The organism is Stenotrophomonas sp. WHRI 8082, assembly GCF_040223995.2.
Lineage (GTDB): Bacteria > Pseudomonadota > Gammaproteobacteria > Xanthomonadales > Xanthomonadaceae > Stenotrophomonas.
Window position 1 is genome coordinate 2,285,001 of the sequence record NZ_CP167826.1, and the last position, 17,154, is coordinate 2,302,154.

The window sequence follows — 17,154 nt, forward strand, 5'->3', positions numbered from 1 at the left end:
ATAATGGGTCAGCGACTTACTGTTCGTGGCAAGCTTAACCGTATAGGGGAGGCGAAGGGAAACCGAGTCTGATAAGGGCGCATAGTCGCGGGCAGTAGACCCGAAACCGGGTGATCTAGTCATGGCCAGGGTGAAGGTGCCGTAACAGGTACTGGAGGCCCGAACCCACGTCTGTTGCAAAAGACGGGGATGAGCTGTGATTAGGAGTGAAAAGCTAATCGAACCCGGAGATAGCTGGTTCTCCTCGAAAGCTATTTAGGTAGCGCCTCATATGTATCCTCTCGGGGGTAGAGCACTGTTATGGCTAGGGGGTCATCGCGACTTACCAAACCATTGCAAACTCCGAATACCGAGACGGACTGTATGGGAGACACACGGCGGGTGCTAACGTCCGTCGTGAAAAGGGAAACAACCCAGACCCACAGCTAAGGTCCCAAATTCACTGCTAAGTGGAAAACCATGTGGAAAGGCACAGACAGCCAGGAGGTTGGCTTAGAAGCAGCCACCCTTTAAAGAAAGCGTAATAGCTCACTGGTCGAGTCGGTCTGCGGGGAAGATTTAACGGGGCTAAGCAGTGAACCGAAGCTTGGGGTGTGCAACCTTCAGGGTTGTACGCGGTAGAGGAGCGTTCCGTAAGCCGTTGAAGGTGGATTGAGAAGTCCGCTGGAGGTATCGGAAGTGCGAATGCTGACATGAGTAACGATAATGCGGGTGAAAAACCCGCACGCCGAAAGCCCAAGGTTTCCTTGCGCAACGTTAATCGGCGCAGGGTGAGTCGGCCCCTAAGGCGAGGACGAAAGTCGTAGTCGATGGGAAGCAGGTTAATATTCCTGCACCTCGCGTAAGTGCGATGGAGGGACGGAGAAGGTTAGGCGTACCAGGCGTTGGTTGTCCTGGGGAAAGGCGGTAGGTTTGGATCTTTGGCAAATCCGGGATCCTTTAAGACCGAGCACCGAGACGAGCCTTTAAGGCGAAGTCGCTGATACCACGCTTCCAGGAAAAGCTCCTAAGCTTCAGCTTACGCAGACCGTACCGTAAACCGACACAGGTGGGTAGGATGAGAATTCTCAGGCGCTTGAGAGAACTCGGGTGAAGGAACTAGGCAACATGGCACCGTAACTTCGGGAGAAGGTGCACCCTTTTTGGTGGCTCATGCGAGCTATAGCTGAAGAGGGTCGCAGTAACCAGGCCGCTGCGACTGTTTATCAAAAACACAGCACTCTGCAAACACGAAAGTGGACGTATAGGGTGTGACGCCTGCCCGGTGCTGGAAGGTTAATTGATGGGGTCAGCCGCAAGGCGAAGCTCTTGATCGAAGCCCCAGTAAACGGCGGCCGTAACTATAACGGTCCTAAGGTAGCGAAATTCCTTGTCGGGTAAGTTCCGACCTGCACGAATGGCGTAACGACAGCGGCGCTGTCTCCACCCGAGACTCAGTGAAATTGAAATCGCTGTGAAGATGCAGCGTTCCCGTGGCAAGACGGAAAGACCCCGTGAACCTTTACTATAGCTTTACACTGAACGTTGAGTTCGTCTGTGTAGGATAGGTGGGAGGCTATGAAACTGTGGCGCTAGCTGCAGTGGAGCCAACCTTGAAATACCACCCTGTCGTGCTTGACGTTCTAACCTAGGTCCGTAATCCGGATCAGGGACCGTGTATGGTGGGTAGTTTGACTGGGGCGGTCTCCTCCTAAAGAGTAACGGAGGAGCTCGAAGGTACGCTCAGCGCGGTCGGACATCGCGCACTGTGTGCAAAGGCATAAGCGTGCTTGACTGCAAGATCGACGGATCAAGCAGGTAGGAAACTAGGACTTAGTGATCCGGTGGTTCTGTATGGAAGGGCCATCGCTCAACGGATAAAAGGTACTCCGGGGATAACAGGCTGATACCGCCCAAGAGTTCATATCGACGGCGGTGTTTGGCACCTCGATGTCGGCTCATCACATCCTGGGGCTGTAGTCGGTCCCAAGGGTATGGCTGTTCGCCATTTAAAGTGGTACGCGAGCTGGGTTCAGAACGTCGTGAGACAGTTCGGTCCCTATCTGCCATGGGCGTTGGAGATTTGAGAGGGGCTGCTCCTAGTACGAGAGGACCGGAGTGGACGAACCTCTGGTGTTCCGGTTGTCACGCCAGTGGCATTGCCGGGTAGCTATGTTCGGAAGCGATAACCGCTGAAAGCATCTAAGCGGGAAGCGCGCCTCAAGATGAGATCTCCCGGGGCACAAGCCCCCTGAAGGAACCATATAGACTATGTGGTTGATAGGTCAGGTGTGTAAGTACAGCAATGTATTGAGCTAACTGATACTAATGATCCGTGAGGCTTGACCATATAACCTCAAGTTGCCTTGGCCGACATGACATGTCGATAGATCCAAGTGCACGCTACGTCACAAGACCAAACGAGAGGCAGGCGCTGTAGGCGCGTCTCTTTGTAAAGCAGGGCACTAACGTGCCCCGCTCCCTGCAAAGACACGACGACCCGCGGCGACACTCCAAACGTCTCCCTGGTGAAATTAGCGCTATGGAACCACCCGATCCCATCCCGAACTCGGAAGTGAAACGTAGCTGCGCCGATGGTAGTGTGGCTCAAGCCATGCGAGAGTAGGTCATCGCCAGGGTTTATACCCCGAAAACCCCGTTGCTCATGCAACGGGGTTTTCTTTTTATGTAGGTACATGCTTTTTCGTACCTGCCGCCCAAGGGCAAGAACGTGAGCTGCGCTTATGCGCGTCCCCCGCAAGGGCACGCCGCAACGCGACGCTCCAACCGTCTCCCTGGTGAAATTAGCGCTATGGAACCACCCGATCCCATCCCGAACTCGGAAGTGAAACGTAGCTGCGCCGATGGTAGTGTGGCTCAAGCCATGCGAGAGTAGGTCATCGCCAGGGTTTAAAACCGAAAACCCCGCTGCTCACGCAGCGGGGTTTTTTTTATGCGCGGCGCGGTAGTGACGGCCGCTGGCCGTCAACTGCCTGCCGCTGCGCTCGCCGAGCGTGGCTCGGCGCTACCTGTGTGCGTTGGCACCCGAGGCCTGGCGATGTAGGGCGATCCCACGGGCGTCAGGCATAAAAAAAGCGGCGGCCTGCAGGCCGCCGCTTCTTGTGCATCACGCCAGACGTTACTTGGCAGCGGCTGCCGGCTTGCCCCTCATCATCTCGTCGCGGGCCGCCTTGAACGGGTTGCCCTCGTACCAGTTCGGCCAGCGGTCGCCCGCAGCAAGCTCCTTGCCGACACCATGCAGCAACTGCAGGTCTTCCACGGTGCCGTCCAGCTTCCACGTCGCCGGATCGAACTCATCCTTCGGGCCGTGGTAGCGGTTGCGCCCGTAGTCCTCGGCCACCTTGCGGCCGGCCTCGACACCGCCCTCGCGCAGGTCTTCGCCCCCATCGGCATACAACGCAGGCACGCCGGCCTTGGCGAAGTTGAAATGATCCGAACGGAAGTAGAAACCGCTCTGCACCGCGCTCTCGCCATGCAGCGTACGGCCCTGCGCGGCAGCCAGCGGCTTCAGGATGTCTTCCAGCTCCGAGCTGCCGAAGCCGGTCACGGTCATGTCCTTCGCGCGGCCGGCCACCGACATCGCATCGATGTTGATCACACCGGCAATCTTGTCCAGCGGGAACGTCGGGTGGGCCACGTAGTACTTCGAACCGAGCAGGCCGGACTCTTCCAGCGTCACCGCCAGGAACACCGCCGAACGCGCCGGCTTCGGGTCCTGATGCACCATCGCGTCGGCGACTTCCAGGATGCCGGCCACGCCGGTCGCGTTGTCCACCGCGCCGTTGTAGATGTTGTCGTCGGCCTCGCCTTCATGCTTGCCCAGGTGATCCCAATGCGCCATGTACAGCACCGCTTCGTCGGCGCGGCTGCTGCCCGGCAACACCCCCACCACGTTGCGCGAGGTCTTCTCCGCGGTCGTGCTCTTCAGGTCCACCGACAGCTTGGCCTTCAGCGGCACCGGCTTGAAGCCACGCTTGTTGGCATCCTTGTAGGCTTGCGCCAGATCCAGGCCGGCACCGGCAAACAAGGCCTTCGCCGCGTCCGCACTCAGCCAGCCCTGGACCGGCAGGCGCGCGTCCGGATCGTCCTTGGCCGGCAGGTCGTACTGCGGACCCGCCCAGGAATTCTTCACCACGTCCCAGCCATATGACGCGCCGGCCGTGTCATGCACGATCAAGGCGGCAGCCGCACCCTTGCGGGCGGCTTCTTCGAACTTGTAGGTCCAGCGACCGTAGTAGGTCATGCGCTTGCCGTCGAACAGCTTGGCATCGTCCACATGGAACCCGGGATCGTTGACGAACATCACCACCGTCTTGCCCTTCCAGTCCTGGCCGGCGTAGTCGTTCCATTCCTGCTCCGGCGCATCCACGCCATAGCCGACGAACACGATGTCACTGCCGTCGACCTTGACCTCGGTCTGGCCGGTGCGGGTACCCACCACCATGTCGGTCCCGAACTTCAGCTCGCTGGACTTGCCGGCCTGGTCGATCTTCAACGAGGTCGATTCGTCGGCCGTGGTCTCGGTCATCGCCACGTCCTGGAACCAGCTGTCGCCGTTGCCGGGCTGCAGGCCGATGCGCTGCATCTGGTCACGGATGTAGTTGACCGTGAGCTCTTCACCCTTGCTGCCGGGGGCACGCCCTTCGAACGCGTCGGAAGAAAGCGTCTTGACCAGTTCGGCGAAGTCGGCCGCATTGATCTCCGGCGAGAACGTGTGGGTGCTGGCAGCCGGGGCGGTGGTCGCAGTGGGCGCGGCCGGCGCCGCTGCGGCGGGCGCGGTGTCGTCGCCCTTGCAGGCGGTCAATGCCGCGGTGATGGCAAGGCAGAGCAGTAGGTTGCGGGGCATCATCTAGGATCCTGCAGGGTAGGGGCGGGCCCGCTCAGGCAGGCCCGGCATGGAATCAATTTTCAGGCGCGGTATCGGTATCGAACGGTACCGGCGTCGCGCCACTGACCGGACCGGTCGTCGCGCTGCGATGTACGTACAACAGCACGTCACGCTCGAACTGCAGCGGGCCCTTCACCACGGCATTCGGGCCGATGATGACGCGGGGCTTCCGGTTCGGGGTGAATGAAATGCTGAAGCTCGGCTTCTTGATCTGGATGCCGCCGTTGACCACCGACCCGACGCCCACCGTGACATCCCCGTTGACGGTTTCAATGTCGCCCGCCAGCTGCGTTTCAACCAGGCCGATGCCACCGTTCACGGTTTCCACGCGGCCTTCGATCCGGCTGCGGCGGTCGGCGAAGATGCTTCCGTTGACGGTGGTGACGTTGCCGCGTGCGATCACGCCGCCGGCCAGGCGAACGCCGCCGTTGACGGTCGCGATGCCGCCGGTGCGCGCTCCTTCGCCGACCTTGATGGTGCCGTTCACGGTCTCGATGTCGCCGGTTTCCACGCCATCGTCTACGCGGATGCTGCCGTTGACCGTGTCCAGATCACCGTAGCGCTGACCGGAGGTTGCAGTGATGCTGCCGTTGACCTTGCTGATGTCTTCCTGCGCGAGCGCCGGTGTGGCAGCCGCCGCGAGGGCAAGCAGCAAGGCGAGGGATCGTGCGTTCATGGCGGTTCCTTGTGTGGCACATGCGGCTGGCAGGCCGCCCGGCAAAGATGTCACCATGCTGCACCAGAAACCGCATCTGCCTGAAGTCACTGGAACGCTCTTGCGCGACAACGCCTTTCCCTCACGCATCGCTAACACCCGCGCCTGCCTGCTGGCGTGCGGCGCGCTGCTGGCCCTGTCTGCCGGGCTGATGCCGGTGGCGCCGGTCCATGCGCAGTCCACCCGGGAGGCCGAACGCAAGCTGCAGAAACTGCGTACCGAACTGAAGGGCGTTGCGCAGGAGCGGCAGCAACTGGACAGCCAGCGCGACCAGGCCAGCCGCCAACTGCGCGAAATGGACGAGAAGGTGGCGCGTACCGGGCGCACGTTGGCGCAGACCGAAGCCGCGCTGCAGGAGCAGAACACGGCGCTGGCCGGTCTGGAGAAGCGGCGTGGGGATCTGCAGGGCAGCCTGCAGCAGCAGCGCAAGGAACTGGCCGGCTTGCTGCGTGGGGCGTACCGCTTGGGCAACCACGCACCGCTGAAGCTGTTGCTCTCGCAGGACACCGTGGCCGATGGCAACCGCTCGCTCGCGTATCACCGGTACCTGCAGCGCGAACGCAGCCAGCGGATCCATGACATCACCGCCGACCTGAAGGAGCTGGACACCCTGCAGGGACAGATCAGCGCGCGGCAGGCAGAGCTGCAGGGCACGCGCCAGCAGCAGAAACAGCAGGCCACGGCGTTGGTCAACGATCGCCGTGATCGCGAGCGTGCGGTTGCCGCGCTCGACGAGCGTTTCAAGGACCGCAGCGAACGCGAAAAAGCCCTCGGCAAGGATGCCAAGGCGCTGGAAACCCTGCTTGCGAACCTGCGTGCAGCCGCCGCGCGTGCAGAGGCGGAGCGCCGTGCCGCCGCCCGTCGGGTCGCAGCGGAAAAAGCGGCCGAAAAGGCCGCCGCCGATCGTGCCGTCGCCGAAGGTCGCCCCGCACCGCCACCGCGCGCGATCAAGGTTCCGCCGGTCGTGGCCTCGGCCCCCGCGCCGAAGGTCGGCGGCCTGGGCTGGCCGCTCTCCGGCAATCTGCTGGCGCGCTATGGCGGCAAGCTGCCCGATGGACGCACCAGCAGCGGTGTACTGATCGGCGCGGCCGCCGGCACCACGGTCACCGCCGTGGCCGATGGCACGGTCGTGTTTTCCGACTGGATGACCGGCTACGGCATGATCCTGATCGTCGATCACGGCAATGGCTACATGAGCCTGTACGCACACAACGACACGTTGCTGAAGGACGCCGGTGCGGCGGTCAAGCGCGGCGACGCGCTGGCCAAGGTCGGCAATTCCGGCGGTCAGGGCGTATCGGCGCTGTACTTCGAACTGCGACGCGGTGGGCAGCCGGTGAACCCGGACAGCTGGTTGCAGCGACGCTGAACCGTAGTCGTTCGCGGCGGTAGGCATGTCAACGGGAATTTACCGGCGGGTAACGCATAATCGGGCGCTGCAACGGTCGTGCACGCATTCCAGCGGCACATCCGTCACCGATCCCCCAGGAGTGCTTCATGCGTGTAGCCCGAACCGCCACCCTGCTGCTGGCCCTGCTGCCTTCGCTTGCGTTGGCGCAGCAACCGGCAGCCGTCCCCGCCAGTGACGCCAGTGCGGCCAACAACGAGGAAGCTGCGACGTCGAAGGTGCCGCTGGAGGAAATCCGGCGATTCGTGGCGGTGTACAACGCGGTACGTGCAGCGTACGTGGATCCGGTGGATGACAAGAAGCTCATGCAGGACGCGGTACGTGGCCTGTTGCTGGACCTGGACCCGCACAGCACCTACTTCGGCAAGGAAGACGCCGAAGCCTTCGACGAGCAGGCCAATGGCGCTTACGAAGGCATCGGGGTGGAGCTGCAGCAGCAGCCGGACAACAGCAGCCTGAAGATCATTTCGCCGATCGACGACACGCCGGCCGCCCGCGCAGGCATCCTCGCCGGCGACCTCATCATCGCCATCGACGGCAAGCCGATCAGTGCCATCAAGGCCAGCGAACCGCTGCGTGGCGTCGCCGGCAGCAAGGTCGTGCTGACCATCGTGCGCGACGGCAAGCCCAAGCCCTTCGATGTCACCCTGGCGCGCGAAACGATCCGGGTCACCAGCGTGCGCAGTCGCATGCTCGAGCCGGGCTACGGCTACATCCGCCTGAGCACCTTCCAGGCCGACACCGGTGCGGATTTCCAGAAGCACGTGCGCCAGTTGTCCAAGCAGGCCGGTGGCCAGCTGAAGGGCCTGGTATTGGATCTGCGCAGCAATCCTGGCGGCCTGTTGACCGCCGCGGTGCAGGTCGCCGATGACTTGCTGGAGAAGGGCAACATCGTCAGCACGCGTGGCCGCATCAGCATCAGCGATGCGCGTTTCGATGCCACCCCGGGCGACCTGTTGAAGGGCGCGCCGGTGATGGTGCTGGTGGATGCGGGTTCGGCCAGTGCTTCCGAAGTGCTGGCGGGCGCGCTGCGCGACAACCAGCGTGCCCGGGTGATCGGCAGCCGCACGTTCGGCAAGGGTTCGGTGCAGACCGTGCTGCCGCTGGACAATGGCGATTCAGTGAAGCTGACCACCGCGCGTTACTTCACGCCGAGCGGCAAGTCGATCCAGGCCACCGGCATCGTGCCCGAAGTGGAGCTGAAGCCCGCACCGGTGGAAGGCGAAGAGGCACTACCCGCCAGCCTGACCGATTTCAGTGAAGCCACGCTGCCGGGTCACCTGCATGGCGATGCCGAAGGCGAAGAAGGCTACCAGGCGGGCGACGTACTGCCCGGCGACGGCCCGATCAACGAGGCACTGGCCGAGCTCAAGCAGCCCGGCTCGGTCGCCGCGCGGCTGAAGGCCGAAGCCGCGAAGGCCCCGCCCAAGCCAGCAGCCGAAGCGAAGCCGGATGCAAAGCCGGAAGCGAAGCCGGATGCAAAGCCTGAAGCAAAGCCGGAAGCAAAGCCGGAAGCAAAGCCGGAAGCAAAGCCCACGGAGCCGCCGGTCAAACCCTGATCACGGCGACGCCGCCCCTGGTAGCGCCGAGCCATGCTCGGCGAGCGCAGCGGACGGAGCAGATCCGGCGGCCAGCGGCCGCCACACCCACCCGCCGCGACGCGTCAGAACCCCTGACGCTTGCGCAGCCTGCGCGCGATCGCCGCGCGTACGTACACCCCGTACAACACCCCGAACCCGAAGCCGGCGATGTGCGCCCACCACGCCACCATGCCGAAGCTCGGCCCGATGTGTGCGAACACCACCTGCAGCACCGCCCACACGCCGATCAGCAGATACGCCGGGGCCCGCACGAACTCCAGGAACAGCCCCAGCGGGATCACCACGCCCAGGCGCGCCCCCGGGAACAGCGCCAGGTAGGTGCCGATCAACGCCGACACCGCGCCGCTGGCGCCGATGATGATCTGGTCCGGCGTGCCCATCGTGTAGACCGCGGTCAGGTTGGCGAAGGCCCCACCGAACAGGAACAGCAGGATCAAGCGCCACGGTCCCAGCACCCGCTCGGCAGGCAGGCCGAAGATCAGCAGGAACACCAGGTTGCCCAGCAAGTGGGACCAGTCCGCGTGCAGGAACAGCGCGGTGAACAGGCGCAGCACGCTGCCGTCCTTGAACGTGGCCCACCAGTCCAGCGGCCGCACCAGACCCGCCGATAGGGCGCCCCAATCCATCCACAGGCTGCTGCGCGCCTCGTGCGGGCGCGAGATCGACCACAGGAACGCGATCCAGAGGGCGGCGAACAGCAGGGGGGTAGCCCAGCGGACGGCAGCTTTCCGGCGCGAGGGGAGCGAAAGGAACATGACGGCAAGCGTATCCCGTCGGCGCCCTCATCGCGCGCCTCGTATTCAGATTTCAGGGTGGAAAAAGCACCCTATCTGTTATTGTTTCATTAACACGTCTGGGTGATACTCGCATACGGCGTCGTATGTCGGGAGGGGAATCCGGCGCGTCCTGGAGGGCCTTGGCCTAAGGGGGACGCAGGCGCATGCAGAGCAAACAACCGCTTTCCGGAGAGATAAAACGATGCAAACCGCTTCTACTTTTGCCCGCATTTCGATGCTGGCCGTCGGCATTGCCGGCGTACTGGCTGCCACCGATGCGAACGCTGCGGCGTTCCAGCTGGCGGAAAAGAGTGCCAAGGGCCTGGGCCGTGCCTTCGCCGGTTCGGGCAGCGCCGAGGGTGATGCCTCGATCATCGCCGCCAATCCGGCCGGCATGCGCCAGCTGGATGGCCGCGTGGTCCAGGGCGACCTGAGCGCGATCAGCTTCAAGGCCGAGTTCGAAGGCTCCGGCCGCAAGCCGACCGGCGCCCCGCAGACCGGTGGTGACGGCGGCGACGCCGGCATGATCGCGCCGGTCCCGGCCGCGTACTTCCACATGCCGGTCGGCGAAAAGGCCCACTTCGGCGTCTCCCTGACCGCACCGTTCGGCTTCAAGACCGACTACGACGCAGGCTGGGTGGGTCGCTACAGCGGCCTGAAGACCGACCTGAAGGCGATCGACCTCGGCTTCGCGATGTCCTACGACGTCAACCCGTATGTGTCGTTCGGCGCGTCGGTGTTCGTTGAGCACCTGACCATCGAGCTGAGCAACAACATCGACTTCGGCACCGCGCTGGCCCAGTCCCGCGTTCCGGGCTTCGCCCCGGGCAGCGCCGATGGCAAGCTGACCGTGGAAGGCGACAACAACGCGGTCGGTTGGACCGTCGGCGGTCTGTTCAGCCTCGATGAGAACACCCACATCGGCCTGAGCTACCGTTCCAAGGTCGAGCACAAGATCACCGGCGGCGATGCCACCTTCGACGTGCCGTCCAATGCAGCGGCCGTGCTGGCCGTGGCCCAGCCGGGTCGTTTCACCGACACCAGCGGCCGGGCGACGGTGACCCTGCCGGCGTCGGCCACGCTGAGCGTGACCCACAACATCAACGATCGCTGGACCGTGATGGGTGACGTCACCCGTACCGCGTGGTCCACCGCGTTCGACCAGGTGACCATCGACTACGCGTCGGCGCAGCCGGATTCGGTGCTGGACTTCGGCTACCGCGACACCACCTTCGTGTCGCTGGGTACCGACTTCAAGCTCAGCGATACCATCACCCTGCGCGGTGGTGTGGCGCTGGACCAGACCCCCACCACCGACGCGCACCGCGATGTCCGCGTGCCGGATACCAGCCGCAAGTGGCTGTCGGTCGGCCTGGGCTGGAACCCGTCGGAAAACGTCGAGTACAACTTCGGCTACACCCACCTGTTGACCAGCGATCCGAACGTGTTCGTGTCGCCGACCACCAACAACCAGGGCAACTCGCTGACCGGCAAGTACAAGGTCCGTGGCGACGTGCTGGCCGCTTCGATGCAGTACAAGTTCTGATTTCACGCCGCAACGTGTGAGCGCAGAACGAAAAAGCCCCGCGCAAGCGGGGCTTTTTCATTGCAGCAACGATGGAAACGTCAAGGGGTTGCGCGCGCACGTCTGACCGCCGCCTCCGCATCGATCAGCCCAAAACCGCACTCACTGCGTGGACAATCAGCGCCCATGTCCTTTGCCGTATTCTTGAGGATGAGTTCCACATTTGCAGGGGTCAGTAGTCGCTCCCTGCCCGATTGCATGAGGGCTACGACGCCTGCGACATGGGGAGCGGCGAACGAGGTGCCCGATTGTTCGCCATACCATGGCGTCTCAGGATACGTAGAGCCGCCGTTACTCGTGCTGTAGATATCTTCGCCTGGGGCCACCAGATCCACATTCTCTCCCGTGTTGGAAAACAGGCTCTTGCGGCCTTGTCCATCGTTGCTGCCGACCGCGATGATTCGGAGACAATTGGCCGGTGTGTAGTCCTTCGCATCGGCGTTATCGTTGCCGACACCCGTAACCACCGTGACGCGGGCCAAGCCAAGCTTGTCTATGGTCTCTTGCATCTCCGATGAGCACATACCAATTCCTGCCAAGGAGATGTTGACGATGTTTGCCGGATTGGTGTTTTTCTTTACTCCAGTCACGTCGAATCCTGCTGCCCACAGCATCGCATCGACGGTGTCGGAGAGCATGCCACGTGAACACCTCCCGGTTACGCGCACCGGCAGTATGCGTGCGCCGTTCGCTACGCCGGCGATGCCTTCGCGATTGTTGGCAATGGCGGCAAGCGTGCCTGCCACCTTGGTACCGTGCCAATCAGAGTCTATGTTGCGACGACAATCGATAGTCGTGCCCCAGTTGCCCTCATCCTGGGGGTTGGCATCTCGGCCATTGCCATCGCGCGCGACCTGCGGGTCGCTGACGAAGTCGTAACCCGGCAGCATCTGCGCATCCAGATCAGGATGCACGGTGGTGCCGCTGTCAAGGACTGCCACCGTGATCCCCGCGCCTCTGGAAAGCTCCCACGCAGGCTGGACGTTGATCGCATAACTCCATGTGCCCAGGCCCCATTGCTTCGGATAGTGCTGATCATTGGGTATCCAGGTGGACTGCAGTACGAGATCGGGCTGGGCATGAACCACGGCAGGGTCGGCGGTCAGCGCAGCGATGAACGCTTCCGATTCGATTGAATCCAAGGCGTGGGACGTGCGTACGACGAACGAACCCGATGCCATCTGGCGTACCTGCTGCACCTGCAGTCCACGCACACGGGCCGCAGGCAGGTGCTGCGCTGCACGCTGCAGTGCAGCCGCCCTGAGGCGCGGTAATGACGCCTCAGCGGCTTCGGGGTGGAAGCGGACAATGTACTGCTGATGGGTTGAATGGCTGTCGCTGTTGGAGCGTAGAAGTGAGTCAGCGGTAACCGGCGCTGCCGCCAGCGAGAGCGTGACCAGCGCAGCTAGAGGTAACAGGGAATGGATGCGTGGAGAACGAGATGGGGTGAGCTTGTTGTTCACGAGAACCCTCCTTCAACTGATGGAAAGCAGGTGCCGCACCTGCTTGGAGTGTTCAGTAGGAGTCTTTGCGATTGACCGCGGTGTAGGAAAAGTTCGCGATCAGTACGTCTCGTGGCCGCCATCACATTCAGGCAGAGCAACAGCGCGTCTTACTGTCGCCCACGGCGGACATCCATCGGCGTCCCTGCTGCCGTGCCGTGGGAAAAGTGCCCTTATCCTCAGAAGCCTTGGCGGTACTAGACTGGGCCATGGATTTTTCAGACCCCGCGTTTCAGCTTGAAATCGCCGCCAACGTCGCCGCTGCTGCATCGATCCTGCTGGCCGGGCGCAACAGCGTGCATGGTTGGTGGATCAGCATCATCGCCGGGGTGCTGTTCGCCCTCGTGTTCCTGCAGGCGCGGTTGTACGGTCAAGTGGCGCTGCAGGGCTTTTTCATCGCCGTGGGCGCGCTGGGCTGGTGGCAGTGGCTGCGCGGTGACCGCGGTGCGCCGCTGCGCATCACCCGCCTGAAGGCCGCTGCATGGCCGTGGCTGGCGTTGCTGGTGGTGGCGGGCACGTGGGGCTACGGCGCGATGCTGGTGCGCCATACGGACGGCCATGCGCCCTACGTGGACGCGGCGATCCTGCTGCTGAGCATGGTCGGTCAGTTGCTGATGATGCGGCGCAAGCTGGAGTGCTGGTGGGTGTGGCTGCTGGTGAACACCCTGGCGGTTCCGCTGTACTACAGCGGTGGCCTGCAGCTGACTGCGCTGCTGTACGTGGGGTATTGGATCAACGCGCTGGTCGCACTGCGGCACTGGCGGCGGGAGATGGACGTTGCGCGCTGACGCGCGTACGGTCAGAAGCGCAGGCAACGTCAACGTCAACATCAAAAGCCCTGCGGGGCCGTGGGTTGGCGGGGCGGGGTGGATTGGCGGGGGACGGCAGAAACTGCATCCATGCGGGCCTCGTTTCGCGCCATCCATGGCGCTCAACGCCCCCGCCAACCCACCCCGCCCCGCCTTCGACAGGTCCATGGTGGCCATGGACAAACATCGGGTTGGACGGGGGGAAATGAAAAGGGATCGGGGGCTCTCTCCACCCGACGGGTCAACAATACCAGTGGTAGCGCCGAGCCGTGCTCGGCGGACTGTTCCCGCCAATGGCCCGCTGCGCTCGCCGAGCATGGCTCGGCGCTACCAACCCACACCTGCTGGCAGCCGCGGGAACCCATCCCGCTCTACCCACCCACAGAAAACCCACACCCGCGGCACAGCAGGAAAAATCAGTCGCCCAGCGTCAGCAGCGAGGCGTTGCCACCGGCGGCGGTGGTGTTCACCGTCACCGTCTTTTCCGTCGCAAAACGCAGCAGGTAGTGCGGGCCGCCCGCCTTCGGGCCGGTGCCGGACAGGCCCTGGCCACCGAACGGCTGCACGCCGACCACGGCACCGATCTGGTTGCGGTTGACGTACACGTTGCCCACCTGGATGCCGGTGGTGATGCGGTCCACGGTCTCATCGATGCGCGAATGCACGCCCAGCGTCAGGCCATAGCCGGTGGCGTTGATCTGGTCGATCACCGATTGCAGCTGATCACCCTTCCAACGGATCACGTGCAGCACGGGTCCGAAGATCTCCCTGTGCAGCTGGCCCAGGTCCTTCAGTTCATACGCGCGCGGGGCGAAGAAGCTGCCATGTGCGGCTTCGTCGGTCAGGGTTGCCGCGGCGATCAGGCGCGCTTCGGTGTCCATGCGTGCGGCATGGTCGTGCAGGATCTTCAACGCGTCCGCATCGATCACCGGGCCCACGTCGGTGGACAGCAGGCCCGGGTCGCCGATCTTCAGTTCCTTCATCGCGCCGGCCAGCATGGTCATCACCTTGTCGGCGATGTCGTCCTGCACGAACAGCACGCGCGCGGCCGAGCAACGCTGCCCCGCCGAGGTGAACGCCGAACCGATGGCATCCTTGACCAGTTGTTCCGGCAGCGCCGACGAATCCGCAATGAACGCGTTCTGGCCGCCGGTTTCGGCAATCAGCACGCCGATCGCGGCATCACGCGCGGCCATCGCGCGGTTGATCGCGCGCGCCGTATCGGTGGACCCGGTGAAGGCCACGCCGGCCACGCGCGGATCGGCGGTCAGTGCCGCACCCACGGTGGCGCCATCACCGGGCAGGAACTGCAGCACGCCTTCCGGCACGCCCGCGTCCAGCATCAGCTTCACCGCGTAGTAGCCGATCAGGTTGGTCTGCTCGGCCGGCTTGGCGATCACGCTGTTGCCCGCGGCCAGCGCAGCGGCCACCTGGCCGAGGAAGATCGCCAGCGGGAAGTTCCACGGACTGATGCAGACGAACACGCCGCGGCCATGCAGCTGCAGTTCGTTCGATTCACCGGTCGGGCTGGGCAGCTGCTCGGCATGGCCGAACTGTTCGCGCGCCTGCTTGGCGTAGTAACGCAGGAAGTCGACCGCTTCGCGCACTTCGGCCACACCATCGGGCAGGCTCTTGCCGGCTTCCTTCACGCACAGCGCCATGAACTCGGCGATGCGGGCTTCCAGCTGGTCCGCGGCGTGTTCCAGGATCGCCGCGCGGCTGGCGGCCGGCGTGCGGTTCCATGCCGGCTGCGCCGCCACTGCGTTGGTCAACGCCTTCTGCACGGTCACATCGTCGGCCGCCTGCCACTGGCCGATCACCTGGCGGTTGTCGGCTGGGTTGGTCACCGGCAGCGTCGCACCGGTCAGCGTCGCACCCGGCACCAGCGGGGCGGCGTGCCATGCCTTGACGGCGCCGTTGAGTTGCTCGGCAAGGTCGCGCAGCGCGTTGTCGTTGGCCAGATTGATGCCCATGGAATTGTTCCTGTCGTGGTTCTGGCTGCGCAGCAGGTCAACCGGCAGCGGGATCTTGGGGTGTGGAATGGACGCGAACGAAGCCACCATCTCCACCGGATCGCGTACCAGCTCGGCGATCGCGACGCGGTCATCGGTGATGCGGTTGACGAAGCTGGAGTTGGCGCCGTTTTCCAACAGGCGGCGCACCAGGTACGGCAGCAGGTCTTCGTGCGAACCGACCGGCGCGTACACGCGGCACGGCAGGCCCAGGCGATCGGCCGGCACCACTTCGGCATACAGATCGTCGCCCATGCCATGCAGCTTCTGATGCTCGTACACGCCGCCCTTGGCGAGGGTGCGGATCGCCGCGATGGTGTGCGCGTTGTGGGTCGCGAACATCGGATAGATCGCATCGGCATGGCCGAACAGGCGCTTGGCGCATGCCAGGTAGGACACGTCGGTGTTCTGCTTGCGGGTGAACACCGGGTAGCCCGGGTAGCCTTCGATCTGCGCACGCTTGATCTCGGCATCCCAGTACGCGCCCTTGACCAGGCGTACCTGCAGGCGGCGACCGTTGCGGCGGGCCATGTCGGCGAGGAAATCGATCGTGTACGGGGTGCGCTTCTGGTACGCCTGCACCACGACGCCGAAGCCATCCCAGCCGGCCAGCGAGGCGTCGGAGAACACGCGGTCGATGATGTCCAACGACAGTTCCAGGCGGTCCGCTTCCTCGGCGTCGACCGTGCAGCCGATGCCGTAGCTTTTCGCCAGCTGCGCCAGCTCCAGCACGCCGGGCACCAGATCGTGCAGCACGCGTTCGCGCTTGGCATGTTCGTAGCGCGGGTACAGCGCGGACAGCTTGATTGAAATGCCCGGGGCGTTGTTGACATCGCCATCCGGACGGCCACCGCGGGCCTTGTGGTCGCCGCCGATGGCATGGATCGCGCGGCGGTAGTCTTCCAGGTAACGCAGCGCGTCCTTCATGGTCAGCGCGCCTTCGCCCAGCATGTCGAACGAGTAGCGGTAGCTGGCGTTGTCGCCCTTGTGCGAACGGTCCAGCGCTTCGCCGATTGTGCGGCCCATGACGAACTGGTGGCCCATGATCTTCATCGCCTGGCGCACCGCGAGGCGGATCACCGGCTCGCCCACGCGGCCCATCAGACGCTGGAAGGCGCCCGGGACATCGGCGCGGGTCGCATCGTTGATCTGCACCAGGCGGCCGGTCAGCATCAGGCCCCAGGTCGACGCGTTGACCAGCACCGAATCACTGCCGCCCATGTGCTTTTTCCAGTCCGCATCGGCCAGCTTGTCGCGGATCAGCTTGTCGGCGGTGGCCTGGTCGGGAATGCGCAGCAGCGCTTCGGCCACGCACATCAAAAGCACGCCCTCCTCGCTACCCAGGTCGTACTGGCGCATGAAGGCTTCAATGGCGCCCTGGTCCTTGGCACGCACCCGCACACGGGCGACCAGGTCGGCGGCAAGCGCCTGCACCTGGGCCTGTTCGTCGGCCGGCAGGCGAGCCTGGGCCAGCAGTTCGGTGACTTGCGCGGTTTCGTCTTTCAGCCAGGCGTCGGTGATTGCCTGGCGGAACGGGGAGGGGGAGGCCGGCAGTTCCGGCGACAGCAGCGCGTCGGCCTGCGGCGCGAGGCCGGGGGCAGCGGGCGAAAGAGTGGGTGCGTTCATGCCGGTCCGGCCAGTGGAAAACTTGGCGATTTTAATCATTTTTCGCTCGCCGGATAGCCCCCTTATTGACCATTGCGGCATTCCTGATAGTCCCGCCCCGTAAAGGATTCAGCTATCTCGGGGAGGCGGGGGTAAATTGTGCCGAAATCGGCAAATCGGCCGACGGCGTATTGCTGTGCTGCAGCATGCTAAAAACCGTGAATGGACCTTGTAAGTGTCGAGAGGGCAGGGC

The 17,154-nt window shown here is 63.7% G+C and carries 9 protein-coding genes and 3 rRNA genes (1 of these 12 cut by a window edge); 7 read left to right on the forward strand and 5 right to left on the reverse strand.

Translation table 11 applies throughout. The features are described 5' to 3' along the window. The 3 genes from ABRP17_RS10020 to rrf (ABRP17_RS10030) form a co-directional block, all read left to right on the forward strand. Nucleotides 1-2,329, forward strand: a 23S ribosomal RNA gene (locus ABRP17_RS10020) (it extends 555 nt beyond the left edge of the window). Between the two features lie 174 nt (nucleotides 2,330-2,503). Next, nucleotides 2,504-2,618: ribosomal RNA gene (gene rrf / locus ABRP17_RS10025) — 5S ribosomal RNA — on the forward strand. Nucleotides 2,619-2,773: 155 nt separating this feature from the next. Further along, a 5S ribosomal RNA gene (gene rrf, locus ABRP17_RS10030) occupies nucleotides 2,774-2,888 on the forward strand. A gap of 230 nt (nucleotides 2,889-3,118) precedes the next feature. Here the strand turns inward: rrf (ABRP17_RS10030) and ABRP17_RS10035 are convergent. Both ABRP17_RS10035 and ABRP17_RS10040 read right to left on the reverse strand, forming a co-directional pair. Beyond that, nucleotides 3,119-4,846, reverse strand: a complete 1,728-nt coding sequence (locus tag ABRP17_RS10035; RefSeq protein WP_349984767.1) for a M28 family metallopeptidase — start codon at nucleotides 4,844-4,846, stop codon at nucleotides 3,119-3,121. Between the two features lie 55 nt (nucleotides 4,847-4,901). Continuing rightward, on the reverse strand, nucleotides 4,902-5,564 hold the full coding sequence (locus ABRP17_RS10040; RefSeq protein ID WP_349984766.1) for a hypothetical protein: 663 nt from the start codon (nucleotides 5,562-5,564) through the stop codon (nucleotides 4,902-4,904). Nucleotides 5,565-5,754: 190 nt separating this feature from the next. On the opposite strand from ABRP17_RS10040, the gene ABRP17_RS10045 reads away from it, so the two are divergent. Together ABRP17_RS10045 and ABRP17_RS10050 are read left to right on the forward strand one after the other, a co-directional pair. Beyond that, nucleotides 5,755-6,972: a peptidoglycan DD-metalloendopeptidase family protein gene (locus tag ABRP17_RS10045; RefSeq protein WP_349984774.1), complete on the forward strand. Its 1,218-nt coding sequence runs from the start codon at nucleotides 5,755-5,757 to the stop codon at nucleotides 6,970-6,972. 128 nt (nucleotides 6,973-7,100) lie between these two features. Continuing rightward, nucleotides 7,101-8,570, forward strand: a complete 1,470-nt coding sequence (locus tag ABRP17_RS10050; protein WP_349984765.1) for a S41 family peptidase — start codon at nucleotides 7,101-7,103, stop codon at nucleotides 8,568-8,570. 104 nt (nucleotides 8,571-8,674) lie between these two features. Here ABRP17_RS10050 and ABRP17_RS10055 read toward each other — a convergent pair whose 3' ends face one another. Continuing rightward, on the reverse strand, nucleotides 8,675-9,367 hold the full coding sequence (locus ABRP17_RS10055) for a rhomboid family intramembrane serine protease (RefSeq protein ID WP_188325836.1): 693 nt from the start codon (nucleotides 9,365-9,367) through the stop codon (nucleotides 8,675-8,677). Between the two features lie 223 nt (nucleotides 9,368-9,590). Here ABRP17_RS10055 and ABRP17_RS10060 point away from each other — a divergent pair, with 223 nt between their 5' ends. After that, entirely contained in the window at nucleotides 9,591-10,934 is a 1,344-nt protein-coding gene (locus ABRP17_RS10060; protein WP_192082822.1) for an outer membrane protein transport protein, read from the forward strand. A gap of 80 nt (nucleotides 10,935-11,014) precedes the next feature. On the opposite strand, the gene ABRP17_RS10065 is transcribed toward ABRP17_RS10060, so the two are convergent. Beyond that, nucleotides 11,015-12,436, reverse strand: coding sequence for a S8 family peptidase (locus ABRP17_RS10065; RefSeq protein ID WP_349984764.1), 1,422 nt, complete (start codon nucleotides 12,434-12,436; stop codon nucleotides 11,015-11,017). A gap of 248 nt (nucleotides 12,437-12,684) precedes the next feature. Between ABRP17_RS10065 and pnuC the strand changes: the two genes are divergently transcribed. Continuing rightward, complete coding sequence (pnuC, locus tag ABRP17_RS10070; RefSeq protein WP_349984763.1) at nucleotides 12,685-13,263, forward strand: nicotinamide riboside transporter PnuC; 579 nt, start codon at nucleotides 12,685-12,687, stop codon at nucleotides 13,261-13,263. A gap of 437 nt (nucleotides 13,264-13,700) precedes the next feature. Here the strand turns inward: pnuC and putA are convergent, their stop codons facing one another. After that, nucleotides 13,701-16,922 (reverse strand): bifunctional proline dehydrogenase/L-glutamate gamma-semialdehyde dehydrogenase PutA, encoded by a 3,222-nt coding sequence (gene putA / locus ABRP17_RS10075; RefSeq protein ID WP_349984762.1) that lies wholly within the window; start codon nucleotides 16,920-16,922, stop codon nucleotides 13,701-13,703. Nucleotides 16,923-17,154: the final 232 nt, after the last annotated feature.

What these genes read in the sequence shown, in the direction of transcription:
- ABRP17_RS10035 (WP_349984767.1), bottom strand. Translation starts at nt 4,846, where the DNA reads ATGCCCCGCAACCTACTGCTCTGCCTTGCCATCACCGCGGCATTGACC.
- putA (WP_349984762.1), bottom strand. Translation starts at nt 16,922, where the DNA reads ATGAACGCACCCACTCTTTCGCCCGCTGCCCCCGGCCTCGCGCCGCAG.
- pnuC (WP_349984763.1), top strand. Translation starts at nt 12,685, where the DNA reads ATGGATTTTTCAGACCCCGCGTTTCAGCTTGAAATCGCCGCCAACGTC.
- ABRP17_RS10050 (WP_349984765.1), top strand. Translation starts at nt 7,101, where the DNA reads ATGCGTGTAGCCCGAACCGCCACCCTGCTGCTGGCCCTGCTGCCTTCG.
- ABRP17_RS10040 (WP_349984766.1), bottom strand. Translation starts at nt 5,564, where the DNA reads ATGAACGCACGATCCCTCGCCTTGCTGCTTGCCCTCGCGGCGGCTGCC.
- ABRP17_RS10060 (WP_192082822.1), top strand. Translation starts at nt 9,591, where the DNA reads ATGCAAACCGCTTCTACTTTTGCCCGCATTTCGATGCTGGCCGTCGGC.
- ABRP17_RS10045 (WP_349984774.1), top strand. Translation starts at nt 5,755, where the DNA reads ATGCCGGTGGCGCCGGTCCATGCGCAGTCCACCCGGGAGGCCGAACGC.
- ABRP17_RS10055 (WP_188325836.1), bottom strand. Translation starts at nt 9,367, where the DNA reads ATGTTCCTTTCGCTCCCCTCGCGCCGGAAAGCTGCCGTCCGCTGGGCT.